The following is a 23,164-nucleotide window of genomic DNA, read 5'->3' as shown; positions in this document are numbered from 1 at the left end:
TAATCACCCAATGAATGTTTAGATTTCTTCTCCGCTGGTTCTCTAAATTTCCGCTAAGGCTATAACAGGAAAATCTTGCTTGTGAGTGGTTTTTGTCACCTTTACCATGAAAAACTAATGCCCGCTTCACGCCCTGAGACATTCGACAAGCTTTTTATGGCTTCAGTAAGGGCGAGTGTCGCGCTTCGAGAGCCAGCAGATATTTTGCTTCGTTGTACTGGGTTCTGGTCTTCCAGCAGCGGTAAATGATCCTTATCCATTTAAACGCCAGAGCCCGGATGGCTGATTGATGTGATTTACCTTTTTCTCTAAGGTTCTGATAATACAGTTTGTCCCAGTATGATGAGTTAACCGTCTTGGCCGCCCATTCAACAAAGGTCTGCCTGACAAACTTGGCACATTGCCATCGCCAGTGAACCCAGGATTTCTGGCCACTTCGTTCTGTCACCGGCGCAATACCTGCGTAGTTTTGAATTTCTTCTGCGCTATTGAAGCGATCTCGGTTATCGCCAAGTGCAGCAAGCATCCGTGGGCCCATACACGGCCCCATGCCCGGAAGTGATTTGAATAGCCCCGCATCTGGTAACGTGTCAAACAGGGTTTCGATTCGTTCGTCATAGGTTTTGATGATTTCACTCACGACTTTGATTTGTGTCGCCAGTGCGGTTGCCATCAAAGCATTAGCCTCTATAACACTCGGGTCTGTCGTCAATGGGATCGCGTTATCAATACTCGCAACACGTTGCTCGGTAAGGGCCATTGCGCGGCCACCTTTGGCATTCAGAAAGTTGCGGATCGTGTCACGCCTGGCTCGTTTCAGTTTTTGCAAACTGGGCCACCGGATAATCAGCTCACACAACAGTAAGCTACCCCGATGTGAGAACCACTCCAGTGGCTGAGGATAATACTGTTTAAGCGTGTTGATTATCCGGTTCACAAAACGGCGTTTATCTTCAACCAGTTGACGACGTTGCTCAACCAGTTGCTGAAGTAAGCGAATATCTGCATTGTTGGGTTCAATAGCTTTTATCTTCTGGGGGTAACGCAGCATTAACTCTAATGCCAACTCTGCATCCTGCGGGTCATCTTTAGCGCCGCTGGGCGAGAAGGCTTGCCGGTAACGAGCCAAGGACAAAGCGTGGACGGGGAAAACGGTGATAAAGGGATATTTTTGAAGAGCATATACCACGGGGCCCTTCTTCAGCTCGAGAGCTATGGCGATTCTGCCTTTTACCTTTTGGTGTAACTCAATAAGCCAGGCATCAAGCGCTTCTGCTGTATGTTCAATCACATCGAATACGCGTTCACCGTTTTTAAACTGAACACAGACATCGTGTTTTTTATCCGCCCAGTCCAGACCAACGTGCGCAGCAAATTGATTAGTCACAGTCATCACCAACTCCTTTTTATCGGGGATTGGTATGCATTCCACGCTCTTCGAAAGAAATATAGCCAGCAGTTTATCTGCATGCCCTGAGTATTCGTTAGCGAACGTGGAGCACCTACTGGCTCGAAAGAAAAGCGGCGATCATCGCATGATTCTCGCTCAATATTCGTAACCAGTAAGCGCATACCCTGAATCACCAAATAGTGTAAATCTCAGGATATGAAAGTCTATATCTCGCTCAAAGTGGACTCTTGCCTTCCAAAAAAACCACCGTTCTGATATTTAATTTCAAGTTGTTCGCCGCTTTAGCCCAGTCAGAATGACAGAGTAATCTTTGATGCTTCGGCAGTCCGAAAGAAGCGCCCTCGGGTGACTGCAAATCCTCATGGCCTGAAAGAGCGAGCCTTTCTGGTGGCCCCCCCGCATAGCCTTTGAAATCGGAAATCACCCAACGGTGGTCAAGGTATTTTTAACTCATCCACCCCGTGGCGTACTCTTCGCCATCAGGGGAGGGGTACACCCTAACGCTGAGGTTTATCCCGTGAAAAAAAACCAAAAGACGTCAATTGCCCATCCACAAATCGCGCGTCAGGATCTTTATCAGCAAATCACCGACAAAATCATTCTTGCCATCGAAAAGGGAACCTTACCCTGGCGAAAACCCTGGCGCACCGGTCAGACAAACGGTGAACATCCACTTCCGCGCAATGCAACCACGGGTCACTATTACAGTGGCATCAACGTAATGCTTCTTTGGATGGCCGCGGAAGAGCAGGGGTTTAGTGCTAATCGCTGGCTCACCTTCCGGCAGGCGCTTAACGCAGGTGGCAACGTTCGAACCGGTGAGACGTCGAGTCAGGCTATCTTCTTCAAGCCCTGGGAAAAGCAGGCTGAAGACTACAGTGGCAAGAAGCTGTTTGGCGATGATGGCAATCCTCTGATTGAAAGGGTGTCGATGATGAAGTCACTTTGCCTGTTTAACGTCGCTCAATGCGAAAACTTACCTGAGGATATCGCGGGTGAATGCCTTTTTCCCGATGCTATGGGTGATGAAGGAACCGTTGACACGCAAACCTTCAACCGCGTGGATTCGATTATTCGCCACTCGGGCGTCTCGGTAAATCATCGCCATCAGAACGGGGCATATTACCGTTCCGCGACCGATAGGGTCGTTATGCCCTTAATAAGGCAATTTTTTACCGAAGCGGATTACTGGTCGACTTTGCTGCATGAGTTGGTACATAGCACGGGACATATCAGGAGGCTCAATCGCCCGGGCATTACTTCAGCATCAAAGGCTTTTGGTGACAAGGTTTATGCCTTTGAAGAGTTAATCGCCGAGCTGGGCAGCGCATTTTTATGTGCTGAGGTTGGCGTATTTGGTGAGATTCAACACGACAGTTATATCGATAGCTGGTTACAGGCGCTAAAGTCAGACAAACGGGCAATATTTAGAGCCTGTCGTTTTGCACGTGAAGCTTCCGAATACCTGATTAGGCATGAATCTATCGTTAATGGGGATAGTTCCGACGCAGCTGTTGAAGGGGGCGTCTTATCATGATAGTGACTCTGGAAATGTGGCGATTAAAGGTCGCATGTCTGCTTGGGATTCATTTCGGGATTGATATCAACGACACGTGCCTGAGTGACATTGCTATGCAGATGACACTTTTTGATACCGGGGTAAAGCCTTTCGAGGCAGTGAATAAACTGGTCGAAAAAAATCATCTGGTACACCTGAAATACAATCCTTTTTACCCGCGTTCGCCCTATCTTAGCGAAATGGATGAGCAGGACGTTTGTAAAATGTTTTTTGCAAGACATTAGGCATTACCTATAGCCGGACCCGTTGGGGAGTTATTCCCAGTCGGGATGACTCCCTGCTTATTGTTTCAAACAGGAGAGTCATATCATGTCCGATTGGTGTACAAATCACCTGGTCGTTACCGGCCAGTCCGCCTTTGTCGATGAACTGCAGTTGTGGGTTACAGGCAATATCGTTCCGCGATATCGTCATGCGGTATTACAGAGCCGCCGTCTGTTTCTGGCAGGAGTGGCAGGCATACTAAAACCTATCAAACCCGCTTTTTATCCGCCTTATCCCGGGCTGTTGGGGAAAGGTACGGGAGCATCATCACCGCAAAACCAGGCTTTTGAGAACTGGCTTGGGCTGTTGCAGAAAGACGTTTATCTTACGGTTGAGAATATCCGCCTTATTGAACGATGGTACTGCCAGTCGGGTATCGAGGCCGTAAAATGGGAAAACATCCCGTTAACGGCTCAGCAATGCATGGCCAATGTTTTGCAGCGTAAATATGCTGATTGGTTCGGCATGGTTGGGGTGAGTGAAGAACTTGATCCGGGTGGATGTTGGTCCGCGATGGTCGTTGCGTCGAACAGAACTGTACCTTGTGACATGATGGCTATCATTCCGTCAAGGCTAACTGCCGAAATAAATGGCAGCGAGGATTTTCTGAAAGGGATGTCGATTACCACCAGCCTCTACGGGCGACAATACGGCACGGAATGGCCAGCAGGTCAGAATGTCACCGTGGTACGTGAATGCACCAGCTGCCTAATAGTACAGTTCGATTCACTCGGCTATCCACCGACGGGGGAATTGATGGCAGCCTTATCTGCGCTCTATAGTTGTCAGATTGAGCATGCATGGCATGTCGACGAGACCGGCAGGAAGGGTTACGACTGTTATGATCTGGGCGAACACGTCAAAAGCGGCAACTTCTCGAATGGCAACAACACAGCGGAAGTTGTGTATCTCAACAACGCCAGATTCGGCGGTTCGAACGCCGAGTTTAGGAGTGCCATAAATCAATAAACTGGCTTTTAAAACACAAGGCCGCCGAGATCATCGGCGGTTTTTTGCCCTTAGCATCGATAAATAGAATAGGTAACGAGGTTTGTTAACTCATATTTAATTACAACATCCAATGAGTCATTATGCTTTGGGTTTGGCATTCTCACGAGATACGGAGATTACTTGCAAACCGGTCTCGATGGAAAAATCGATAGCCTATTTTCAAATGATAATAAATATAAATTTCATGGTATTAACCTATTCCACACGCTTATCTAGCAATTTACTTTCCCAAGGCTTAGCCGACGCCTCAATTCTTCAACAATTTCATGAACCTGCTCCTTGGAGGCGGCCTGTTTTGCCGACAAAGGTAAGCTTTTTATTGCCGGAAACACGGGGGCAGTAGCAATGCCTATGGGGGCCGAAATGGAAGCTGGAGGGGACGTCTGGCTCGCGAAGACTTTTCCCTCCCGCGCACGTTTCATCATCGCCAGTAGCCAGCCAACGGGATTATTCAGGAGGCCTCGGGTGAGAGTTTGATCAAGAACGGCCAAAATTTTCTTGCCCGATTCTGTCGGCAGCGCCTGCAGCTGTCGGGTGATCATTGCACAATCCTCGGCGGCAAGTAATTTGGTTACGGCCGTCGGGAGCGTCAATACGCCAGGATTGCCCTGACAGCCTTTCAACAGATGTGCATCAGGCGTGGCGACGTACGTTCTTTTTATACTTTTAGAAGATCTACGTACGTTACCGTTCGGTTTGTCAATATCAACGCAACTTACTGATTTATTGATTGGTTTGGAAACCGAACCCGGTGAGTTATTTGCAGGTGGAGAACCGGGTTCGGTTTCCGAACCCAGCTTCAAACCCTCAGATACGGAAACCGAACTCGGTAGAGTAGATTTAATTCGGCCTGGTTTTGCCGGGCTTTGTTGCGCGACAAATGTCGCCATATCCTGAGGTGTTTGAGGCATGCCCAGTCGTTGCGCTATCACCCCAAGCCGAGAATGATGGTGGCACATCGTCGGGTCGGTGCGGATATCGTCAAGCACGGCCAGCGCGGTCTGACTGATGGTCACGTTTTTACTTTCACAGGCCACCGCCACCGTATCCAGCCAGGTGGGATCCAGCGTTTCGGCATCGAATGCTCCCAGCGGCTCGTCGTGCTGGGCATAAATATTGCCCCTCACGCGGCCACTTTTGTCCCGCACCCGGCGACACAGGCTGAGCCAGCCGGTTAGACGCAGCATCAGCAAGACACGACTCACTGTTTCTCGGGAGGCCTGCCCCTTAAAAGGGGAGGCCAATTGTAACTGTAATTCTTCATAGGTTGGAAACACGGCGCCCTGATTTTGCTGGGCATAAAGACGGATCATCATCCACGCCTGCTTATCCAGCGGAGAAAGCCGAGTATCAAGCAGCAGTCGGCGTGGTATGGCGTCATGCACATTGCCCATAAACAGCAGGCCGCTGCGCAGTCGGCTAACGTCAACCTTGCCGTTTGACTCGGCCTCGATGCGTGCCTGAAGGCGGGCGTCCATCTGCGCCAGTGTAAAAGTCACCAGATTATTTTCCGGCACGGACGCCGAGCTATTCATTCAGGCAATTCTCATTGATGAGGTCATCGAAATCGCAGACCGCATGCCAGACCGCGGTTAACGAGACCTGCATTTCTTCGGCCGCCTGCATCATGACGTCGAGCCCCTCGGCGCAGGAAGTATCGTTCACTTTCTCCTTTTTCCAGCGGAGCCACAGCGTGCCGTTATCCTCATCGGTGAGCGCGGCGTAGCGACCCTTACTGGTCAGGATGCCAGTCAGTCGCCTCCGGGCAGCGACCTCCATGGTCGACATGCCAAAATAGTGTTGCATCATTTCAATCGAGCCACCCAGCAGGAGTGCACGGTCAATGCGATCAAGCACCCTCCGCTCACGCCGTGCATGTTCAAACATCAGGGCAAGGTTTTCGTGATGAATTTTGTAGGTGAAGACAGACACCGAACTGTTTAGCAGATAGTGCAAATCCTCAAGCGTTACGGCATTCAGCATCTGCATCTCACGCGTCGTGAGGCCAAGAGAAACGCAGCGTTTGATATGACCGGATTTTAGCTCCATCACTAGCTGGGTCAGCAGGGCGTTGGTGGCATCTGAAAGACCGTGGCTCATCGTGCGTCCTCCTCAAAATCATCGGAAGTCGGCAAGCCTCGCTGAAGTTCACGCAGTCGGCGAAGCAAACGTATTAGACGGAAAAAATTTAACGTTTGCGCATCATCCAGCAGGGGGGCGTCTGGGGCACCTTCTGCACCGGTGAGTACCTGTAACAGGCAATTAGGATCGAGTATGTACTCTGAATCATGGCCCGCGAGTGCGCCGAGTAATGCCGAGACCGGGTGATGAAAGTGAATATTTAAAGAAAACCCGACGGAGTAGAGACTGGTTTTGTTTGGGCTGATGTCTTTTTCACAAGCGGCATGACGGGCAATGTCAAAGGCCAGCCGGTAGGTCAAAACCTGAAGATGCTCGATATCGTCCTGTAATGGCGCAATATTCCATACATCGTCGACGAAAGAATTGTCATCATCAATATTTCCCAAGACTGGCTCGACGGCACAAGCCGGTGAATGCATTTTTGGAACATCGGTATGCCGAACCGTTTCCAATTCCAATTCATTATGACTCTGGTCGTGATGAAGGTCGTCATCACGTTTCAGTTCGCTGAGCACGCGTGTTTCCTCCATTGCAGAAGGGTCGGGGCCTTTAATCAGCGTCTTGTTAATTAACGGGAAAGCGTTCTCCGCGTGCTCGGCTACATAAACCTCTGGCATCGGCTCCCCAAAATGCAGGCGACGGGTCTGCTCTTTGGGATCGAGTTCAAGCAGCCAGCGGTCATAGTTAAGCGCCGGGTGGGGTATGGCTTCGATGAGTGCGCCTATCAGGTCATCGCGAAGCTGGTCCAGGGTATAAATTTCGGGATCGTCGAGCTGCCTGCATACCTCTTCGAATACGCTTTCAAAGCTATTTTCCTGATTGGCGTCGGTTTTAAAGGATCCCCATGTCTTCAGTGCATTAGCACGTAACCCCAGCAGACTCTGAATTTGTGGGCGTCCCATTCCGGCTTCGAGCAGCGTGGGCATGCAGGGAAACAGGTATTTCACCGTGTCCTCCATGCGGCTGATATTTGAATAATGGATGGGATATCCCTCCTGAGCCAGCAAATCCGAAAAGGCACGCAGAGTCACGCGCTTGCCCAGCTGCTCTTCATAAATATTGCGCGCTTGCTGAATCCCGAAAGCTTTCTCGATAAAACTGAGGTCGCCGCGCACCTCGTTTTCGGCCAGATGACCGATGACACAGGCCAGTCGACCGGGCCAAGGTTTGAAGATGCATTGAATATGAAAATATTTTCTATCGCCGGTTGCTTCCCACAACTCGCGAAGGATTTGATAACGGGTGTTTCCGCCATCGCTAAAGATATAATTCGTATCCCGTGCAGGGTCTCGGGTGACCTTGGGGACAGTATCCAGCCCGCGCGCCATGATGGACGATTTAATGTCATCGAACTTTGGGTTACGCGAGGTGCGCGGATTATCCGGATTAGGTGCCAGCTCATCCAGCGTGAGCAGCATGGGGATTTCAACCTGTGGCGCGAGGGCTACCGAGGTGAGTTCACTCGTTTTTCCCGGCTGCAGCAGTGCGATATTAAGGTCAAGTCGTTTATTTTTTGGCTGGCTCATACCTGCACACTTCCTGTAACAGAATTATTATCCGTAAAATCGCTGAAGGCGGTAAATTCTCCCTCGAATTTTACCCGCAAGGTCCCGGTGGGCCCCTGACGCTGCTTGCCAATGATGACCTCCGCGGTACCGCGGTCGTGGCTGTTGGCATCGTAAACTTCGTCGCGATAGATGAAGGCAATCAGGTCGGCGTCCTGCTCCAGAGCACCGGAGTCCCGAAGGTCGCCATTGTTGGGCCGTTTATCCTGTCGGTTTTCAAGCTGTCGGTTGAGCTGTGAAAGGGCCAGTACCGGACAGCCAAGTTCTTTGCCCAGCGCCTTCAGGCTGCGGGAGATTTCAGAAATTTCCTGCGTACGGTTCTCCTTGCGCTCGGGGCAGTTCATCAGTTGCAGGTAATCAATCATGATCAATGAAGGCGTGCCGAACTGGCGGACATAGCGGCGGGAAAGGGCGCGCAGGGTAGAGGGCGTCAGATAACTGCCGTCATCGATTATCAATCGGGATCCCCATTCGCCAAGGCGAGACAGGGCCAGGCTAATTCGCGCCCAGTCCTCGTCGTCCAGCTGTCCGTTACGCAGGGCCGAGAGTGGCACGCGCCCCTCCATGGCAACCAAACGCATCAGCAACTGCTGGCGCGGCATTTCCAGACTGAAGCAGAATACGGGGCGGGTTGAGGTTCGTAGCGCGCCGGTGCAGCAGGCCAGTGCAAAGGCTGTCTTGCCCATCGACGGGCGCGCCGCCAGTAAAATCAAATCACCCGCCTGCAGCCCTGAGGTCATTCGATCGAATTCTGCAAATCCCGTTGACGTACCGGTGATGCCGTTACCCCCGGTTATCTGCTCGAGATGGCCTATCAGCCTATCCAACCCGCTTAGCAATCCGACGTCCTGCCTGACTCGAGTCAAATCCGACAGCAGCGTAAGCTGTTGCTCGACCCGCTCGTTTAGGCTGGCAACCACCGCGCCCGGTTGCACGGCCTGTTCACAGAGCTCACGCCCCAGCAGGAGCAGGCGTCGAAGGCGACTTTTTTCCACCACGATGTCGACATAGGCAAGAATGTTTGCCGCGCTAGGGGTGTTTTTACTCATTTCCGCCAGATAGGCAAACCCGCCGCAGTGTTCCAGTGTGCCCTGCTGCTCAAGGGCATCGGTCAGCGTGATAAGGTCGAGAGGCTTGTTGCCCGCCATCAGCCGTGCCATCTCGCTGTAAATACGCGTGTGCGCCCCCGAATAAAAATCGGCGCTAGAAATCAGGGGAGCTACATCGTCCCAGCGATCATTGTCTAGTATTAGCCCGCCCAGCACGCACTGTTCGGCATCAATACTGCGCGGGGCATTATCTTTCGCGGCCTTGGCAACACTCATTGTTTACCCGCCTTAAGCGACACCAGCAGTCGGGTAAATTCCACCGTCCAATGAGGAAACATTTCGCAGGTGAGGGCGTGCATCGTTTCCGCTGCCGACAGGCTAATTTTGCGGGGGGTAGAATGTTCGAGACGATGGACGGGTTGTCCACAGGCGTGGCCTGCCTCGAATATCTCAAGCAGGGGGATCTTGGTCTTTAGCAAAGATAAATTAAGCTGGTCTGCGTGCGAATATTGCCGGGAATTGAGGATGTGGGTCAGGCTGTCCAAGGTCTGGCGATCGAGCGAGGTGTTATCCATGCAGTTAATCAGAATGCACACTTCCGGCAGCTTGATGCCGTAAGCTTCCAGCGGCAGCAGACTGGCCATCACGCCCACCGTGCCGCGAAGAAACTCACGGGTGTCGGGCATAATTGGCTTGATCACCCCAATGGCGAACTGGGAGGCGGCAAGCAGGATCAGTTCAAGCATGACTGAAACACAACCTTTTGAGTCAATAATGATGACGTCATAATGGCTGAATGATGCGTGTTTTAACTGGTTACGTAAGCGAAGACGCCCGTCGGGCGCCTGTAACATGGTGAGGGTCAGGCGGTCATTAGGATCGTTGGAGACAATGAGGTGGAGATTGGGAATGAATGTTCGCGAGATAATGTTATCGGGATCTTCAAGTGAGACGGACTGGGTCAGGAGTTCATAGAAGCCGCAGGGCGCTTCGTAATCCAAGGCGTACATACTACTGGCGGTCGGTTGGGAATGGTCGCCATCAATCAGCAGTGTTTTTAAACCGGCATCGGCGAGAAATCCCGCAATGTTTCCTGCCTGAGTAGATTTTCCCTCCCCCCCCTTGGTGGAGATAATAGGAACAATAATTGGAAAACAGACGCCACGAGGCAAAGACGGAGTTGGGGCATAGGGTGCTAAAACGGTAGCATTAATCATTTCACATACCTGAATAGGGGTTATTCAAGCGTCTAATTAATGAGGTGATAAATATTTTTGAATCTAAAGTAAGCAAACAGGTAACAAGCGTCGGCTCGCCAGACGTAATGGCGTGAGGAATAAACGTTAACCGGTAAAATTACCCCCCGTTCGAGAACAGGGGGCAGTCAGACGGCATCGGTCATTTAGGCGGTTCTTCCGATTCCGTCTCGGGCAGAGTAACGTTTAACTCTAGCACCGATATATCGTCACCTTTTTGCTCGAACTGAACGTGGAGCATTTCAGGGTCAATCTGAATGTACTTACAGATGACCGCTAAAATATCACGTTTCAGATCCGGCAAATAAGCGGGTTCACTGTCCCCTCGACGCCGTTCGGCTACGATGATCTGTAGCCGTTCCTTGGCTATATTGGCTGTCGGTTTTTTGCGGGACAAAAAGAAATCTAACAAGGCCATGGCTTATCCCCCAAACAGGCGTTTCAGAAAACTCTTCTTCTCTTCCTCAATAAAACGGAACGCACGTTCCTCACCCAGCAAACGACTCACGGTGTCGTCGTATGCCTTTCCGGCGTCTGATTCCTGATCCAGAATAACTGGCTCGCCCTGGTTGGACGCACGCAGTACGGACTGATCTTCAGGAATAACACCAACCAGTGGAATGCGCAGGATCTCGAGCACATCTTCCATGCTCAGCATGTCACCACGGCTGACGCGACCTGGGTTGTAACGTGTAAGAAGCAGATGCTCCTTGATCGGATCCAGACCTTGTTCTGCACGGCGGGATTTTGAAGACAAAATGCCCAGAATGCGGTCGGAGTCGCGAACAGAGGAAACTTCCGGGTTAGTGGTAATGACCGCTTCATCGGCAAAATACAGTGCCATCAGCGCGCCGGTTTCGATACCTGCCGGTGAGTCACAAACGATGAAGTCAAAGTTCATCTCACCCAGGTCGTTCAAGATTTTTTCAACGCCTTCACGAGTCAGCGCATCTTTGTCGCGCGTCTGTGAAGCCGGTAAAATGTATAGGTTTTCAGTGCGCTTATCTTTAATAAGAGCCTGATTCAGAGTTGCATCACCCTGAATAACATTGACAAAATCATACACAACGCGACGTTCGCAACCCATGATCAGGTCGAGATTACGCAAACCGATGTCAAAATCTATGACGACGGTTTTTTTGCCTTTTTGGGCAAGGCCGGTAGCAATGGCTGCGCTTGAAGTAGTCTTGCCAACGCCCCCTTTACCCGATGTAACAACAATTATGCGTGCCATGTAAGGATTCCTTGTCAAAGGTCGTAGTACCTGCTCGATACGTGTAGAAAGCAGGGACTTAATATAGAGGTTGTACGGTTAACACATTATCCAGGAGGCTAAGTCTCGCGGCCTGTCCAAAATAGTTGGATGGGATTTGATCGCTCAACCAGTACTGACCTGCGATTGAGACTAACTCAGCGCCCAGATGGGTGCAAAAAATCTGACAATTCGTATCACCCGCCGCGCCAGCCAGTGCACGACCGCGCATCATGCCGTAAATATGGATATTACCATCGGCTATGAGCTCGGCACCGGCGCTTACGCTGCTGGTTACAATAAGATCGCTGTTACGGGCATAAATTTGTTGGCCTGAACGGACTGGCGTGCTGACAATCCGCGTTTTTGCAGGTGCATTATCCGCAACAGGTGGCACAACCGGTGCCGGGGGCTCTGCAATAACGCGCTTTGCCCGACCTTCGTTTAAAAGCGGTAATCCTGTAAGAGCGATCGCGCGCTTTTGCTGCTCATCTTTGCACCCACTGATGCCTACAACGCGAAAGCCTGCAGAAACGACAGCCTGTTGAATGTTTTTCCAGTCTGCATCCCCCGTTAGGGCTGCAACATTAATAACAACAGGGGCATTTTTCAGAAAAGCGGGAGCTTGCTCAACTTTTTCCTGTAATGCCTGGTGAATAACCTTTGGCTGTGCGCTGTATAAATGCACAACTGATAAGGTAAAACTGCTGCCTTTTAGTTCTATTGGCGATTGTGACATCTATCCTGACTCAGTCTCAGCAACTTTAAATCCCCGGAATACCACACGGGGGGCGATATTCCGATGTACGTTATGCATGGTATAGTTACAGCTATATCTAGGCAAGCCACCGTTCCAATAAAATAGAGTTAAAAAAATGCTTTGTGCAATTTATAGAAGTAATAAACGTGATCAAACCTACCTGTATGTCGAAAAAAAAGACGATTTCACTCATGTTCCTGAAGAACTGATGAAAAGTTTCGGCAAACCGGATTTTGCAATGGTGCTAAATCTTGCAACTCGTGACAAGTTGGCGCACGCGGATATCGAAAAAGTTAAACAAGCTTTAATCGACCCAGGTTATTACCTGCAAGTACCGCCTCCGGTCGAGAGCTTATTAAATATTCACCTTGAGTCAGGCAATAAATAATCAGGTTATTTTAGGGTAAATCTGACATTTCCCGTCTTTTGTTAAAATGAGAGGCGGGAACCTTGCATTCATTCGCCGACTCCTTCAGGTTAATCTTTAAGTGGAATATTGATTGCCAAAAAAGGAAGCACGCGATGAGGATGAGATTATCGGTTATCACTCTGGCGATGGGTGCTGTCATGTTAAGCAGCTGCGCCAATGATAAAAATCAGGCTGCGGCCGCTGTTCCCGCGGGTCAAATTCAGGGCTCGGCTCCCGCTCCCGCCCCGGCACAGGCTTCGTCGCAAGGGCCGGATCAGCCCCCTGCAGCCGCGGTTAATCCATTTGCTCCTAAAAACACTACAACAATTCCTGCGGTCACCCCTAAGCCCGGTCAAACTACGTTGGCAGCACAAGGGCGTAATCCGGCCGAATTCCCCGGCTACGTTGAACAGTTAAAGGCCAAAGCGCAGCAGCAGGGGATAAGCCAGGCCACCATCGATAGCGCATTCGCCAACATTCACTTTATTGACAGAGCGATCAGCTCGGATCAAAACCAGCTGGAAAATAAAATCACTCTCGACGATTACCTGCGTCGGGTATTGTCTGACTCGAAAATTCAGGAAGGTCAGTCTCTATTCCAGCAAAATAGTCAGGCATTACAGCAAGTCAGTGCCAAATACGGCGTTCAGCCGCAGTACGTAGTGGCGCTTTGGGGCATGGAAAGTGGCTACGGAAAAATACAGGGCAAAGACGACGTATTTTCTGCATTGGCCACTTTGGCGTTCGAAGGTCGTCGAGAAGCATTTTTCACCAAAGAATTTTTAGCCGCGCTGACTATTGTTGATCAAGGTAAAGCCAGCAGCGAGATGATGAAAGGTTCCTGGGCCGGTGCAATGGGGCAGTCGCAATTTATGCCAAGCTCTTATTTGAGATACGGTGCTGACGGCGATGGCGATGGCAAAATCGATATCTGGAATAATACGGCTGACGTTTATGCCTCGACCGCTAATTATTTATCCTCTGAAGGCTGGAAAAATAATCAGAGTTGGGGGCAAGAGGTCAAACTACCTGCCGGATTCGATACCACACTGGTTGGATTAAAGAACGATCAGATGCGCAGCGTCAGTGACTGGCAGCAAAAAGGCATTGTCTCTGCCGATGGCAAACCTTTACCCGCTTCTGTGACACGTGCCTGGATTATTACTCCCGACTCCGATCAGGGACGTGCATTTTTGGTTTACGATAACTTCAGGACCATTATGCATTGGAATCGCTCGTACTATTTTGCTATCAGCGTGGGCATGATGGCAGATGATATTGCCGGAGCTGCCAATAGCGTTTCCGAAAATAGCGAATAAGGAACAGGGATTATGTATCAGCATCATGACTGGCATGGCGCATTACTTGATTTTCCCGTAAGCAAAGTGGTTTGCGTGGGCAATAACTATGCTGATCACATTAAAGCTGATCACATCAAAAACATCGACAGTGAGCAGGCCAGTGAACCGGTCGTTTTTCTAAAACCGGAAACGGCGCTGTGCGATCTTTTGCAGCCAGTCGCTATCCCCAAGGACTTCGGTGCGGTGCATCATGAGATTGAGCTAGCGGTGCTGATCGGTTCTCCCTTAAAGCAGTCTACGCAAGAGCGCGTGGCTGAGGCCATTGCCGGATACGGCGTCGCGCTGGATATCACGCTCAGAGATTTGCAGTCAGGATTTATCAGGCAGGGGCAGCCCTGGGAGAAAGCCAAGGCTTTTGACGGCTCCTGCCCGGTCTCTGGATTTATATCGGCGGCGGAATTTGGCGATGCGCAACAGGCAGAGCTTGTTTTGTCGGTTAATGGAGAAATCCGCCAGCAGGGCAACACGCGCGATATGATCACCCCGATTCTACCGTTGATTGCTTACATGAGCCGCTTCTTCACGCTCCGCGCTGGTGATATTGTCATAACCGGCACGCCAAAAGGAGTGGGGCCGATTGCGGCAGGCGATCGACTCGAGATTTCACTCAACGGCAGGCTGTTAAACACGCGAGTGATTTAACCCGACTATAATGTTGGATGACGTTGAGATATCACTGAAGGCAAAGCGGTTAATGTCGGATTTCAGCCGCTTTGCTTGCATCTCGCGGCTAAAGCGTCTATATAGTCACCCTCATTTTACTAAAACCGGATGTCACTATGTCTCAACTCGCTTTTTGGCAGCAAAAAACGCTGCCTGAAATGACCGATGAAGAATGGGAAGCACTGTGCGACGGTTGCGGGCAATGCTGTTTACATAAGTTAATTGATGAAGACACGGACGAGATTTACTTCACCAACGTTGCCTGCAACCAGTTGAACATCAAGTCTTGCCAGTGTCGCAACTACGAAAACCGCTTTGCACTCGAAGAAGACTGCATCAAACTGACTCGTGAAAATCTCACCAAGTTTGATTGGCTGCCGCCTACCTGCGCTTATCGTCTTATCGGTGAGGGCAAAGATCTGCTGCCGTGGCATCCGCTGCTAAATAAAGACTCCAAGTCAGCGATGCACGGTGCGCGTATTTCGGTACGCCATATCGCCGTTCGCGAAGACGACGTGGTGGATTGGCAAGATCACATCCTCAACAAGCCGCAGTGGGCTAAATAAATTAATAAACAAAATGGGCTAAAGTTTGGCCCATTTGGTGACTATAAAACTCCATTGCCATCATCGGAATATCTTACGATTATTCCTGGCCCACAGCTCTTTCTCATGATCTTCTCTGCACTCACGACAGCAATAACTTGTGCCAGCCAAAGACTTCTCACCACAGTCGCCGTTTTTGCAAATCGTGGAAGGCGGGGTGGGTTTAGCGCGATTAGCTATTGCTGCATTGAGATGATGCTCAAATTCAGCGGTTGCCTCGTCAATAATATCAGCCATGAGATTGCCTCCTGCTTTTCACTGTCATCGTTTTATTTTCAATTGCTTCGTCGTAACCCCGTTGATAGACATCATCAAAAAACGCTCTGATAAACTCAACGCGAGGCAGGCTCATTGAATGCCTTCTCTTAATTATTCTTCCGCTAACATCTTCAATGTATTCATTCATATACTCATCAAATTTGTTCATTGAAACCTCTTTTACCCGCGGCAATAAGCCTCGATTCAACGAGGCTCGCCATGTTTTTATGACTTATTTCTTTCCGTAATCATTGCATCGGCGATGGCGTATGCGGCCTCACTCAAGTCGCCATAGTTAGATGAAGTCATCGCGCTACCCTGTGTGATAATCGCGCCCAGCATGGCGTTGGTTGCCAGATAGTCGCGCAGAGTCATACCGTCTTGCGCATAGTTGTGCTCTTCGAGCCAGTCGTCTTTGCTGTAGGGCCGCGCAAAGGCTTGCCCGCCATTATCGATAGTCATAATTCCATCCTTATCAGTTGTTTAGGCGAAAAAAAACCGCTCAAGGCGGCGTTCAGTGTGTGATGTCGTTGTTCGCGGTAACGGGAAACGCGCTATTTTCGAGGCGCGACGGCGAAGAGGGCGACCTGAGGCAGGCAAAGATTGTCAGCGCTGGGGTAATAACGCGTCTCGCGGACTGACAACGCTTTATCAACCCGGTTTACCGGTTTGCGCTTGCAGCTGAGTTCGGCACGGCTGGGTCGTCCCGGCGTAACATTCAATTCTTTGCTGAAGTCGTTAACCGCCAGCGTTTGCAAATGTTGGCGGCTTTCGCGACGTCGAGTGGCCGCTGTTCCATTAAATGGAGTCTTGCGAGTCATGTTGATCTCCTGGGTCGTGTAGAGAAAAATAGCTTGCTGAACCAAATGGTTGCTTAGCATTTTGATTGGCTTTTCAGCCACGTGGGTGTGATATGCACCGTTCTAAAGAGCTGATTGAGGTAAAGGGACTTTATGCGGTCGCCAATTCCCATTCGATAATAAATATTGAACTAATAGTACGATATTGGCAAGGGTGTTTAGTACTTTATGTGGTGATTTAAAATGAACTTTTGGTTTAACTTTTGAATGGTAAGGGATTTATTTTTGAAAATTGCTGCTGAGGGGATGAGGTCGTGAAATGAAAGAGCAGGGGCCTAAAAAACCCAGCACAATGGCTGGGTTGGGGCGTAGTAACTATTTAAACAGGCCGATTACAGCAGCCTAAGCTTGGTCTCAACGGCGACGCCAATAATCCGGCAATTACCGTTGATAGGAACCATTGGCCATGCAGGATTAAGCCCTTTAAGGTATTTTTGCCCGCTGTCGATCACAAACTTCTTGAATGTCGCTTCGTTAAAGTCCGTGAGTTTAGCGACCACCAGTTTTCCGTTGGTGGCTTCTTTACCCGTATCAAAGAGAACGAAAGTACCTTCAGGAATACTCAGGCCCATTGGCGCGGTCATTGAATCGCCGTCAACCAGCAGCCAGAATCCTTCGCCTTGTATATGGGCTTCTGATTCAAGCCACAAATCGATTTCTTTAAGACTGTAGGCTTCAATGGCTTCGTCCCAGGCTCCGGCCTGCACCTTGCTGAGTACCGGATAGGTTGCCCCACGGGTGTATGGCCTGAAGTTTGAAACGTTACTGTTTTCACCGGTAGTAATTCCTAACTGTAACCACACCGGGTCAACTTTTAGAAACTTGGCCAATTCTGCCATCACTGCGGGGCGCGGTAACGATTCGGCATTTAACCATTTGCTGACGCCTTTCGATGAAAGGCCTGTCGCACGGGATAAAGCCATCCCGCGTCCGTGTTCGTCGAGCCCAGCATCTTTACAGGCTTGCGCAAGCCTCTGAGCAAATTCTTCACGCAATTTTTCAGTTCGAACCATGAGTACGATAATAAACCTCTTGTAAAAACTTTCAGTACAATTGTAATATGTACTTAAAGTACGAGATTGGGTTGCCGCTAGCATATCGGAAGTTGCGATTAAAAAATAGCCCAACCCGGAGATATAGGCTTCTCGACTGAAAAAACTGGCTTGCCACCTCGCTCTTTAAACAACGGACCTCATGTCCTACGTCGCTGCAAAGCGAATTTAAAGAATTCAAGACCCTGTTAAAGCCCAAATCAATAGAGCAAACCAACAGGGTAAAGCTTTACGCCAGGCATGGGCCAAGGGGGCCATATGAAACGAAGCTGGTTTTTTTATGATGATCTCACTTCGGCAGAAGCCGACGAATTAATCCTCCAGTATCAATCGCGCAACATCCAGACCCGCAGGCAACTTAACCCAGACAGATTGTCCTGGAGCGTGTCCGCGTATCTTGAAGAAACCCCTCGGCGCCCCAGACCTAGCAGTCGCTGGCTGAGCGCCCTTGGAAAAATCATTTGATGCATTCTTTCTTGACAGTTCTGCCGCGTATTTTTATGCACCGAGGCAACGTCAACATCAAGTTTTCGCAATAATGGAGAAATAAATGAGAAAACAAGACGCCATTTACACACTGCCGATGATTTTAAAACAAGCAGACTTGCGCCGGGTGTGGTGTCGTGGTCGCAAGACCATCACCCCTTCTCAACGAGTGTGGACGCGCTACATGCTGTCTCTATGGGGCAAGCATTTAGGAGGCGATGATGCACCGGCAGGTTGTGTCAACGTGATAGGCCGCTTGATGATCCGTTCCGAATGGAGCCACGATCAGGCCGAAAGAATTATTAATGTCGTAAAAGATCTCTACAGCCGGGGTTATCGGGGTGAAGAGCTGTTCAACGTTGCGCGAGGGATAGTCCTGCCTGGTGCTTCGATAAACGGCATATTCGCTTCATTTTCAGAAACCGAGGATGCGGCTTTTGTCGAATCAGTGATGCATAAAGAAATTAAGCGCGATAGTCCGATTCGCTCAATTGCTATTAAACGCTATTGCGATCGCCGCACAGTCCAAAATATCGCGCAAGATATTAACTACCACACCGGCTTTGATATTCAGGCTGCCCGAAAGCGCGTGACGTGGTGTGAAGAGATACTGGAGGAAGAGTTGTTTTTTGCAATGAAGCGCCTTTTAGAGGTAGAAGTTACCCACAATTAAAATTAATTAGGAATTTATTTAAAAAAAGATTGCCAAATAAGAAATGAAGCTGTATATTTCATCTAAGCTTGAAAATTAAAGCGACAGCAAATCACCGCCGTAAAGCCGCAGTAAATAAGTACGCCAATCTAAGTACAGTAATTAAAAGCACACCAATTAAAATACGGTAATAGAAACACGGTAATAGAAAGTACGGTGACAAATTAACGGTTTAAGTTTTAGCATTTCATTAAAACTTCAGCGCCGAACAAATTTAGAGGCCTTTGCAGAAATGCAGAGGCTTTTTCGTATGCAAAATCGGGCTACGTTTATTGCTCACCCTACAATCTTTTTAATCTCCCTTTAACAAGGGCGATTATTTAAAAGCACTCTCCTCATTACGTATGCGAAATATCCAACTCTAAGGCTCACCTCGGTGAGCTTTTTTTATGACTACAGCACACCTAACAACGGTTGGCGTTGGAGACAATGAGATGAACCAAAACGGTGACGGATTTTGGACTCACTATTGGGCCACGGTTACAGCTTTGGCCAGCGCGGCAGGGTTGACCACTGAACAGTGGATTTACGTATTTTGTGCCATCTTTGGCGCGCTTTTGTCGTTTGGTTCCTACCTGGGCAATCGACAGGCTCTTAAGGCAAAACAGAACGAGGACGAGAAGCGTACTGAAATGCTTCGCACTTATCTTTCTTCCAGAAAAGACAATTCCGCCGCCCAGTAACGTCATAGAACTCCGCAGAATTTAATTTCCAACTGATGACTTCATTGACGTGATGTCATTTCCCGCGCCGAGCTTCACAACATGTAATGGCGCTTAACCGCAATGCAGGCAATAACCTGATATGGCTGATCCATCAGAAATACTCAATGTCATTGCGGCGCAGGTAGCCGCAATTGTCTACCCAAACGGCACGAGTTCGGCCAGCATTTCCGGCACGGCACTCAATGTTTACGCAGGCTGGCCCGTACATAGTGTGCTTAATACTGACATTCTGGCCGGAACCTCACACATCTCGGTATTTCCATTGGATGGAGAGCAAAAAATTCCCACCGCGCTGGGGCGGCCCTATCGGGAAGTGGAAAGCGGGGACCCCACGATCGTTGCGACGGTAAGTGATTCATCTGTCACACTTTCTGGCACGGTATCGACGCCGCAGAACGTTTACCTTCTGGTCGATGGCACCGGGTATCACTACGCCGTGCAGTCCGATGACACGCTGACGACAATTGCCACCGCGATGTCGACGCTTATCCCTGCCGCCAGCAACGTTGATGCCGTCATCTCCATACCGCAGGCGATTGAGATTATTGCCAGAATCGGGGGAGTCGGTTCACAGGCGCGCGAGCTACGCAGACAAACCAAGGAGTTCATGGTCACTGTCTGGGCGCCAACTACCGCGCTGCGCGATAGTTTAGGCAGTGCGCTGGATTCAGGACTGTCAATAAACAGCAATCTACAGCTGTCTGACAACCTGCCGGCGTTTATGATTTATTCCCGCTCGATGTTTTCCCAGGACACCCAGATTTACCGGCGCGACATCGTTTTTTCGGTGAACTACGCCACCTCGCAAACCCTCTCGGCGCCACAGGTAGTGGCACCGGTTATTAGCATCAACGACTACACCCAACCCCTCTAAATTATCAGGAGTAATCATGGCAGATACCGATGACGTTAACGCGTCAGGCACTATTGCGCCCGCAAGCGCAGCTTCATCCTCGGCAGCAGTGGCTTCAAGCCTCGGCTTTATCTTGGTCACCCGCTTTGCATTTGCAGATTATCAGGTCGGCGACGAGATAACCGATGAGGATGAAATTAAAGACATTCTCGCTGGCGAACTCGCTGTCTATGTGATTAAACGCGCAGCATAAAACCCCTCTCATTTAACACCAGAGCCCGCCTGAAGCGGGTTTTCATTTGGAGATAGCCATGCCGATTTATCAAGCTGGCAGTTTGAACACCTCTGCGCTGACCGCGCCAGACTTATACGTCCAGGTTGTTGCACCCACGACGCAATACATTAACGGCGTTGCTACTGACGGCCTTGGGCTGGTTGGTATCGCGAGCTGGGGCCCGGTTAACAGCCCGTTCCAGATTGGTTCAGCCAGCGATCAGGCGCTGTATATTGGCAGTCAGCAGAACCGTAAATACGATCTTGCCACTGCGGTAGCGATCTCCCTACAGTTGGGGGCGACTAATCTGAACTGCGTTCGTGTCACCGACGGCACCGACATTGCCGCCAGCGTTGCGTTAAATGATGCGGCAAGCAGCCCGGTTGCCGGCGTTACGCTGACTGCGATTTACAGCGGCACTACCGGTAACAGCATTCAGGCGATGATTACTGGCGGCACCGCGGCCAACTCGTACAAGTTGACTATTTATCTGCCTGGGCAAACCGCCGAAGTGTTCGACAACATCACCGGTACCGGTGCGGCCTTCTGGTCGAATTTGGTCAGCGCGGTGAATAACGGTCAGACCAGCGTGCGCGGCGCAAGCCAGTTGGCCATTGCGACCCTGGGTTCAAGTACTGCACTGCCGGACGTAACGGCGACTTACACACTGGTGGGCGGCACTGATGGTGTTGATTCTATTAGCGATACTATGCTGATTGGCATCGACGGCAGCAGCACGACCCGTAAAGGCATGTACGCTCTTCGCGGCACCAACTCGCAGGTGATCAATCTGGTCGGTCTGACCACCTCGACCCTGTGGCCGACAGTGAATACCTTTGCCGCCAGCGAAGGCTCCTACGCAGTCTCGCAGTTCACGGCAGGCACCACTTATTCCACTGCGGCAACTCTGCTCACCGCTGCCGGTGTCGACAGCTGGAACTTCAAGGCGATGGTCGGCGACTGGACCTACTGGCTGGACAGCGTTAACGGCCTGACCCGCATGGTTGAACCGGCAACTTTCGAGGCGGCCAATATCGCCTCTCGTAGTCCGAGCGTGTCAACTCTCAACAAGTCGATTAGCACCATCGTTTCTACCCAGCGCAGTCTGGCTAACCAGCCTTACTCGCTGTCAGAAATTGGTTCAATCAACTCGGCACGTTTGGACGTAATTACCAACCCATGCCCGGGTGGCAATTATTTTGGTATCCGCTCTGGCCGTAATACCAGCTCCACCGCCAGTCAGAATGATGATACCTACACTCGCATGACCAACTATTTGTCACTGACTCTGGCGGCGAGCTTTGGCGATGTCGTAGGCCAAAACCAGACTGCCGACCTGCGTCGTGAAACCAAAAGCACTATTGAGGCGTTCCTGCAAAACCTTGACGATCAGGGGATGATTGGCGACCCGAACGGCGGCGCGTCCTTCTCTGTCACTCTGGATTCGACCAATAACTCAGACTCTCAGGTAGCACTCGGTTACATGCAAGCCGATGTCGCCGTCAAATACCTCAACGTAGTGCGTTATTTCCTGATTAACCTCGAAGGCGGCGGTAGCGTCTCCATCTCGGTTTCTAATTCAGCGTCCAACTAATCACTCAATAGACCCGCTACGGCGGGTTTTCTTTTCGGAGCAAAACTATGCCGCAAAATGGATACACTCTTGGCCGCGATATCGCAGTCGATATCGTTACCGCCTATGGAACTCTGCGTATTCCGCAGGTTATCAGCTTTGAAGCCAAACCCAGCGTTAGCAGCCTGGTTATCACGCCGCTGACTGGCCTGACCGATGAACTGCTGATCCCCAAAAACTGGAGCGGGACCATCGAAGCCGAACGGCAGGATGCAACCCTCGACGCCTGGTGGGCGCAGTGGGAAGCCGACTATTACAACGGCGTTAACCGCGCGGCGGGCACCATTACTGAAACCGTCGAAGAAGTGAATGGTTCAGTCAGCGTGTGGCGTTATACCAACGTGCAGGTCCACTTCAGCGAACCGGGCAAGAAGTCGGGCGATCAGACTGTTCGCCAGTCAATGACCTTCACCGCACAGCGCCGCATCCGCGTATCCTGATTAAGAGAAACACATGGCCAATTTAAACGTTCACGCAAGTAAAGATAGAGACCTGAAGCCGCTACAGGAAGAGGGCAGCGCTGTGACTGATGCACGCGGTCGGGTGATTAAAATTCGCGAGCTGGATGCCGTTCAGGAGGCCAGAGTATTTTGTGCGGCGGGTGCAGAAGACGCGGTGAACATGCCTTACATGAACATGTACGTTTTTCCGGCAGCCAGGGTTGAGGAGATTGACGGTGAGAAATATGCCGTTCCTACCAACAAACTGCAAATCAACGGCATGCTTAGCGTATTGGGCAAGGCCGGTTTGAATGCAGTGCAGGAGTTTATGTTCCAGCAAATGGGTGAAGAAAACACTAATCAGCTGGATGATAACGCCGCAAAAAACTAGCCCGGAACCCCGAGTTTCGCAATCAATGCTGGTTGATGAAAAATGGGGTTCCTTTCCATATCGTATTCAACATCACCGAACTTTTGCCACATGAAAGATTCGCGATGGCTATCGTGTTTAGCGAATTTGAGGGCAACAAGTTTAACTGGGCGA

29 protein-coding genes are annotated in these 23,164 nt (G+C 50.3%); 15 read left to right on the top strand and 14 right to left on the bottom strand.

The window, feature by feature from the left end; all coding sequences use genetic code 11:
- Window positions 1-154: 154 nt before the first annotated feature.
- A complete protein-coding gene (locus tag SPM24T3_RS17280; protein WP_009638084.1) occupies window positions 155-1,393 on the bottom strand; it encodes an IS110 family transposase in 1,239 nt (412 codons plus the stop codon).
- A 535-nt stretch (window positions 1,394-1,928) separates the two neighbouring features.
- Between SPM24T3_RS17280 and SPM24T3_RS17275 the strand changes: the two genes are divergently transcribed.
- The 3 genes from SPM24T3_RS17275 to SPM24T3_RS17265 all read left to right on the top strand — a co-directional run bounded on the left by SPM24T3_RS17275 (window position 1,929) and on the right by SPM24T3_RS17265 (window position 4,223).
- On the top strand, window positions 1,929-2,948 hold the full coding sequence (locus SPM24T3_RS17275) for an ArdC family protein (protein ID WP_009638083.1): 1,020 nt from the start codon (window positions 1,929-1,931) through the stop codon (window positions 2,946-2,948).
- A complete protein-coding gene (locus SPM24T3_RS17270) occupies window positions 2,945-3,214 on the top strand; it encodes a TA system toxin CbtA family protein (protein ID WP_009638082.1) in 270 nt (89 codons plus the stop codon). The genes SPM24T3_RS17275 and SPM24T3_RS17270 overlap by 4 nt, the downstream gene beginning before the upstream one ends.
- Before the next feature lie 85 nt (window positions 3,215-3,299).
- Window positions 3,300-4,223 carry a DUF1281 domain-containing protein gene (locus SPM24T3_RS17265; protein WP_009638081.1) on the top strand — a complete coding sequence of 308 codons (924 nt, stop codon included), beginning with the start codon at window positions 3,300-3,302 and terminating at the stop codon, window positions 4,221-4,223.
- A 254-nt stretch (window positions 4,224-4,477) separates the two neighbouring features.
- On the opposite strand, the gene SPM24T3_RS17260 is transcribed toward SPM24T3_RS17265, so the two are convergent.
- The 8 genes from SPM24T3_RS17260 to minC form a co-directional block, all read right to left on the bottom strand.
- The gene (locus SPM24T3_RS17260) at window positions 4,478-5,800 is read right to left on the bottom strand and encodes an STY4528 family pathogenicity island replication protein (RefSeq protein ID WP_009638080.1); all 1,323 of its coding nucleotides are present in this window, start codon (window positions 5,798-5,800) and stop codon (window positions 4,478-4,480) included.
- Entirely contained in the window at window positions 5,793-6,365 is a 573-nt protein-coding gene (locus SPM24T3_RS17255; protein ID WP_009638079.1) for a DUF2857 domain-containing protein, read from the bottom strand. Before SPM24T3_RS17255 ends, SPM24T3_RS17260 begins: the two co-directional genes overlap by 8 nt.
- A complete protein-coding gene (locus tag SPM24T3_RS17250) occupies window positions 6,362-7,933 on the bottom strand; it encodes a ParB family protein (RefSeq protein ID WP_009638078.1) in 1,572 nt (523 codons plus the stop codon). The genes SPM24T3_RS17255 and SPM24T3_RS17250 overlap by 4 nt, the downstream gene beginning before the upstream one ends.
- Window positions 7,930-9,297, bottom strand: coding sequence for an SPI-7-type island replicative DNA helicase (dnaB-PI, locus tag SPM24T3_RS17245; protein WP_009638077.1), 1,368 nt, complete (start codon window positions 9,295-9,297; stop codon window positions 7,930-7,932). The genes SPM24T3_RS17250 and dnaB-PI overlap by 4 nt, the downstream gene beginning before the upstream one ends.
- Complete coding sequence (locus SPM24T3_RS17240) at window positions 9,294-10,238, bottom strand: ParA family protein (RefSeq protein ID WP_009638076.1); 945 nt, start codon at window positions 10,236-10,238, stop codon at window positions 9,294-9,296. The genes dnaB-PI and SPM24T3_RS17240 overlap by 4 nt, the downstream gene beginning before the upstream one ends.
- Before the next feature lie 181 nt (window positions 10,239-10,419).
- The gene (gene minE, locus SPM24T3_RS17235) at window positions 10,420-10,695 is read right to left on the bottom strand and encodes a cell division topological specificity factor MinE (protein WP_009638075.1); all 276 of its coding nucleotides are present in this window, start codon (window positions 10,693-10,695) and stop codon (window positions 10,420-10,422) included.
- Window positions 10,696-10,698: 3 nt separating this feature from the next.
- Entirely contained in the window at window positions 10,699-11,511 is an 813-nt protein-coding gene (minD, locus tag SPM24T3_RS17230) for a septum site-determining protein MinD (RefSeq protein WP_009638074.1), read from the bottom strand.
- 58 nt (window positions 11,512-11,569) lie between these two features.
- Complete coding sequence (minC, locus tag SPM24T3_RS17225; RefSeq protein WP_009638073.1) at window positions 11,570-12,268, bottom strand: septum site-determining protein MinC; 699 nt, start codon at window positions 12,266-12,268, stop codon at window positions 11,570-11,572.
- 136 nt (window positions 12,269-12,404) lie between these two features.
- On the opposite strand from minC, the gene SPM24T3_RS17220 reads away from it, so the two are divergent.
- From SPM24T3_RS17220 to SPM24T3_RS17205, 4 genes are all read left to right on the top strand, one after another.
- The gene (locus SPM24T3_RS17220) at window positions 12,405-12,677 is read left to right on the top strand and encodes a YcgL domain-containing protein (protein ID WP_009638072.1); all 273 of its coding nucleotides are present in this window, start codon (window positions 12,405-12,407) and stop codon (window positions 12,675-12,677) included.
- Between the two features lie 140 nt (window positions 12,678-12,817).
- Window positions 12,818-14,017: a lytic transglycosylase domain-containing protein gene (locus SPM24T3_RS17215; RefSeq protein ID WP_009638071.1), complete on the top strand. Its 1,200-nt coding sequence runs from the start codon at window positions 12,818-12,820 to the stop codon at window positions 14,015-14,017.
- Between the two features lie 12 nt (window positions 14,018-14,029).
- Window positions 14,030-14,701, top strand: coding sequence for a fumarylacetoacetate hydrolase family protein (locus SPM24T3_RS17210; RefSeq protein ID WP_009638070.1), 672 nt, complete (start codon window positions 14,030-14,032; stop codon window positions 14,699-14,701).
- A 137-nt stretch (window positions 14,702-14,838) separates the two neighbouring features.
- Entirely contained in the window at window positions 14,839-15,288 is a 450-nt protein-coding gene (locus SPM24T3_RS17205; RefSeq protein WP_009638069.1) for a YcgN family cysteine cluster protein, read from the top strand.
- Window positions 15,289-15,348: 60 nt separating this feature from the next.
- Here the strand turns inward: SPM24T3_RS17205 and SPM24T3_RS17200 are convergent, their stop codons facing one another.
- The 5 genes from SPM24T3_RS17200 to SPM24T3_RS17180 form a co-directional block, all read right to left on the bottom strand.
- Window positions 15,349-15,564, bottom strand: a complete 216-nt coding sequence (locus SPM24T3_RS17200) for a hypothetical protein (protein WP_009638068.1) — start codon at window positions 15,562-15,564, stop codon at window positions 15,349-15,351.
- Entirely contained in the window at window positions 15,557-15,754 is a 198-nt protein-coding gene (locus SPM24T3_RS17195) for a hypothetical protein (protein ID WP_009638067.1), read from the bottom strand. The genes SPM24T3_RS17200 and SPM24T3_RS17195 overlap by 8 nt, the downstream gene beginning before the upstream one ends.
- 56 nt (window positions 15,755-15,810) lie before the next feature.
- The gene (locus SPM24T3_RS17190) at window positions 15,811-16,047 is read right to left on the bottom strand and encodes a hypothetical protein (protein ID WP_009638066.1); all 237 of its coding nucleotides are present in this window, start codon (window positions 16,045-16,047) and stop codon (window positions 15,811-15,813) included.
- 92 nt (window positions 16,048-16,139) lie between these two features.
- A complete protein-coding gene (locus SPM24T3_RS17185; protein ID WP_009638065.1) occupies window positions 16,140-16,406 on the bottom strand; it encodes a hypothetical protein in 267 nt (88 codons plus the stop codon).
- 371 nt (window positions 16,407-16,777) lie between these two features.
- A complete protein-coding gene (locus SPM24T3_RS17180; RefSeq protein ID WP_009638064.1) occupies window positions 16,778-17,458 on the bottom strand; it encodes a LexA family transcriptional regulator in 681 nt (226 codons plus the stop codon).
- 297 nt (window positions 17,459-17,755) lie between these two features.
- Between SPM24T3_RS17180 and SPM24T3_RS17175 the strand changes: the two genes are divergently transcribed.
- The 8 genes from SPM24T3_RS17175 to SPM24T3_RS17140 all read left to right on the top strand — a co-directional run bounded on the left by SPM24T3_RS17175 (window position 17,756) and on the right by SPM24T3_RS17140 (window position 23,011).
- Window positions 17,756-17,962, top strand: coding sequence for a hypothetical protein (locus SPM24T3_RS17175; protein WP_009638063.1), 207 nt, complete (start codon window positions 17,756-17,758; stop codon window positions 17,960-17,962).
- Between the two features lie 85 nt (window positions 17,963-18,047).
- Entirely contained in the window at window positions 18,048-18,656 is a 609-nt protein-coding gene (locus SPM24T3_RS17170) for a hypothetical protein (protein WP_009638062.1), read from the top strand.
- Window positions 18,657-19,084: 428 nt separating this feature from the next.
- Window positions 19,085-19,378, top strand: coding sequence for a hypothetical protein (locus SPM24T3_RS17165; protein WP_237713106.1), 294 nt, complete (start codon window positions 19,085-19,087; stop codon window positions 19,376-19,378).
- A gap of 121 nt (window positions 19,379-19,499) precedes the next feature.
- Window positions 19,500-20,294 carry a hypothetical protein gene (locus SPM24T3_RS17160; protein WP_009638060.1) on the top strand — a complete coding sequence of 265 codons (795 nt, stop codon included), beginning with the start codon at window positions 19,500-19,502 and terminating at the stop codon, window positions 20,292-20,294.
- Window positions 20,295-20,310: 16 nt separating this feature from the next.
- Window positions 20,311-20,526, top strand: a complete 216-nt coding sequence (locus tag SPM24T3_RS17155) for a hypothetical protein (protein ID WP_009638059.1) — start codon at window positions 20,311-20,313, stop codon at window positions 20,524-20,526.
- 58 nt (window positions 20,527-20,584) lie between these two features.
- A complete protein-coding gene (locus tag SPM24T3_RS17150) occupies window positions 20,585-22,141 on the top strand; it encodes a phage tail protein (RefSeq protein ID WP_009638058.1) in 1,557 nt (518 codons plus the stop codon).
- A 47-nt stretch (window positions 22,142-22,188) separates the two neighbouring features.
- Window positions 22,189-22,620 (top strand): hypothetical protein, encoded by a 432-nt coding sequence (locus tag SPM24T3_RS17145; protein WP_009638057.1) that lies wholly within the window; start codon window positions 22,189-22,191, stop codon window positions 22,618-22,620.
- A gap of 13 nt (window positions 22,621-22,633) precedes the next feature.
- Window positions 22,634-23,011 (top strand): hypothetical protein, encoded by a 378-nt coding sequence (locus SPM24T3_RS17140; protein WP_009638056.1) that lies wholly within the window; start codon window positions 22,634-22,636, stop codon window positions 23,009-23,011.
- Window positions 23,012-23,164: the final 153 nt, after the last annotated feature.

It is taken from the genome of Serratia sp. M24T3 (assembly GCF_000257645.1).
In the GTDB taxonomy this organism is placed as follows: domain Bacteria; phylum Pseudomonadota; class Gammaproteobacteria; order Enterobacterales; family Enterobacteriaceae; genus Rouxiella.
Note: the sequence above shows the minus strand (reverse complement) of the source record. Positions and strands in the feature narration are given on the sequence as shown.

Excerpts from the sequence above, each read along its gene's own strand:
- SPM24T3_RS17260 (WP_009638080.1), bottom strand. The coding sequence starts at position 5,800 with ATGAATAGCTCGGCGTCCGTGCCGGAAAATAATCTGGTGACTTTTACA.
- SPM24T3_RS17215 (WP_009638071.1), top strand. The coding sequence starts at position 12,818 with ATGAGATTATCGGTTATCACTCTGGCGATGGGTGCTGTCATGTTAAGC.
- SPM24T3_RS17160 (WP_009638060.1), top strand. The coding sequence starts at position 19,500 with ATGGCTGATCCATCAGAAATACTCAATGTCATTGCGGCGCAGGTAGCC.
- SPM24T3_RS17270 (WP_009638082.1), top strand. The coding sequence starts at position 2,945 with ATGATAGTGACTCTGGAAATGTGGCGATTAAAGGTCGCATGTCTGCTT.
- SPM24T3_RS17255 (WP_009638079.1), bottom strand. The coding sequence starts at position 6,365 with ATGAGCCACGGTCTTTCAGATGCCACCAACGCCCTGCTGACCCAGCTA.
- SPM24T3_RS17280 (WP_009638084.1), bottom strand. The coding sequence starts at position 1,393 with ATGACTGTGACTAATCAATTTGCTGCGCACGTTGGTCTGGACTGGGCG.
- SPM24T3_RS17150 (WP_009638058.1), top strand. The coding sequence starts at position 20,585 with ATGCCGATTTATCAAGCTGGCAGTTTGAACACCTCTGCGCTGACCGCG.
- SPM24T3_RS17185 (WP_009638065.1), bottom strand. The coding sequence starts at position 16,406 with ATGACTCGCAAGACTCCATTTAATGGAACAGCGGCCACTCGACGTCGC.
- SPM24T3_RS17175 (WP_009638063.1), top strand. The coding sequence starts at position 17,756 with ATGAAACGAAGCTGGTTTTTTTATGATGATCTCACTTCGGCAGAAGCC.
- SPM24T3_RS17205 (WP_009638069.1), top strand. The coding sequence starts at position 14,839 with ATGTCTCAACTCGCTTTTTGGCAGCAAAAAACGCTGCCTGAAATGACC.
- SPM24T3_RS17155 (WP_009638059.1), top strand. The coding sequence starts at position 20,311 with ATGGCAGATACCGATGACGTTAACGCGTCAGGCACTATTGCGCCCGCA.
- SPM24T3_RS17145 (WP_009638057.1), top strand. The coding sequence starts at position 22,189 with ATGCCGCAAAATGGATACACTCTTGGCCGCGATATCGCAGTCGATATC.
- minD (WP_009638074.1), bottom strand. The coding sequence starts at position 11,511 with ATGGCACGCATAATTGTTGTTACATCGGGTAAAGGGGGCGTTGGCAAG.
- minE (WP_009638075.1), bottom strand. The coding sequence starts at position 10,695 with ATGGCCTTGTTAGATTTCTTTTTGTCCCGCAAAAAACCGACAGCCAAT.
- SPM24T3_RS17210 (WP_009638070.1), top strand. The coding sequence starts at position 14,030 with ATGTATCAGCATCATGACTGGCATGGCGCATTACTTGATTTTCCCGTA.
- SPM24T3_RS17165 (WP_237713106.1), top strand. The coding sequence starts at position 19,085 with ATGACTACAGCACACCTAACAACGGTTGGCGTTGGAGACAATGAGATG.
- SPM24T3_RS17140 (WP_009638056.1), top strand. The coding sequence starts at position 22,634 with ATGGCCAATTTAAACGTTCACGCAAGTAAAGATAGAGACCTGAAGCCG.
- SPM24T3_RS17170 (WP_009638062.1), top strand. The coding sequence starts at position 18,048 with ATGAGAAAACAAGACGCCATTTACACACTGCCGATGATTTTAAAACAA.
- SPM24T3_RS17180 (WP_009638064.1), bottom strand. The coding sequence starts at position 17,458 with ATGGTTCGAACTGAAAAATTGCGTGAAGAATTTGCTCAGAGGCTTGCG.
- SPM24T3_RS17190 (WP_009638066.1), bottom strand. The coding sequence starts at position 16,047 with ATGACTATCGATAATGGCGGGCAAGCCTTTGCGCGGCCCTACAGCAAA.
- SPM24T3_RS17250 (WP_009638078.1), bottom strand. The coding sequence starts at position 7,933 with ATGAGCCAGCCAAAAAATAAACGACTTGACCTTAATATCGCACTGCTG.
- SPM24T3_RS17240 (WP_009638076.1), bottom strand. The coding sequence starts at position 10,238 with ATGATTAATGCTACCGTTTTAGCACCCTATGCCCCAACTCCGTCTTTG.
- SPM24T3_RS17195 (WP_009638067.1), bottom strand. The coding sequence starts at position 15,754 with ATGAACAAATTTGATGAGTATATGAATGAATACATTGAAGATGTTAGC.
- SPM24T3_RS17200 (WP_009638068.1), bottom strand. The coding sequence starts at position 15,564 with ATGGCTGATATTATTGACGAGGCAACCGCTGAATTTGAGCATCATCTC.
- SPM24T3_RS17265 (WP_009638081.1), top strand. The coding sequence starts at position 3,300 with ATGTCCGATTGGTGTACAAATCACCTGGTCGTTACCGGCCAGTCCGCC.
- SPM24T3_RS17220 (WP_009638072.1), top strand. The coding sequence starts at position 12,405 with ATGCTTTGTGCAATTTATAGAAGTAATAAACGTGATCAAACCTACCTG.
- minC (WP_009638073.1), bottom strand. The coding sequence starts at position 12,268 with ATGTCACAATCGCCAATAGAACTAAAAGGCAGCAGTTTTACCTTATCA.
- dnaB-PI (WP_009638077.1), bottom strand. The coding sequence starts at position 9,297 with ATGAGTGTTGCCAAGGCCGCGAAAGATAATGCCCCGCGCAGTATTGAT.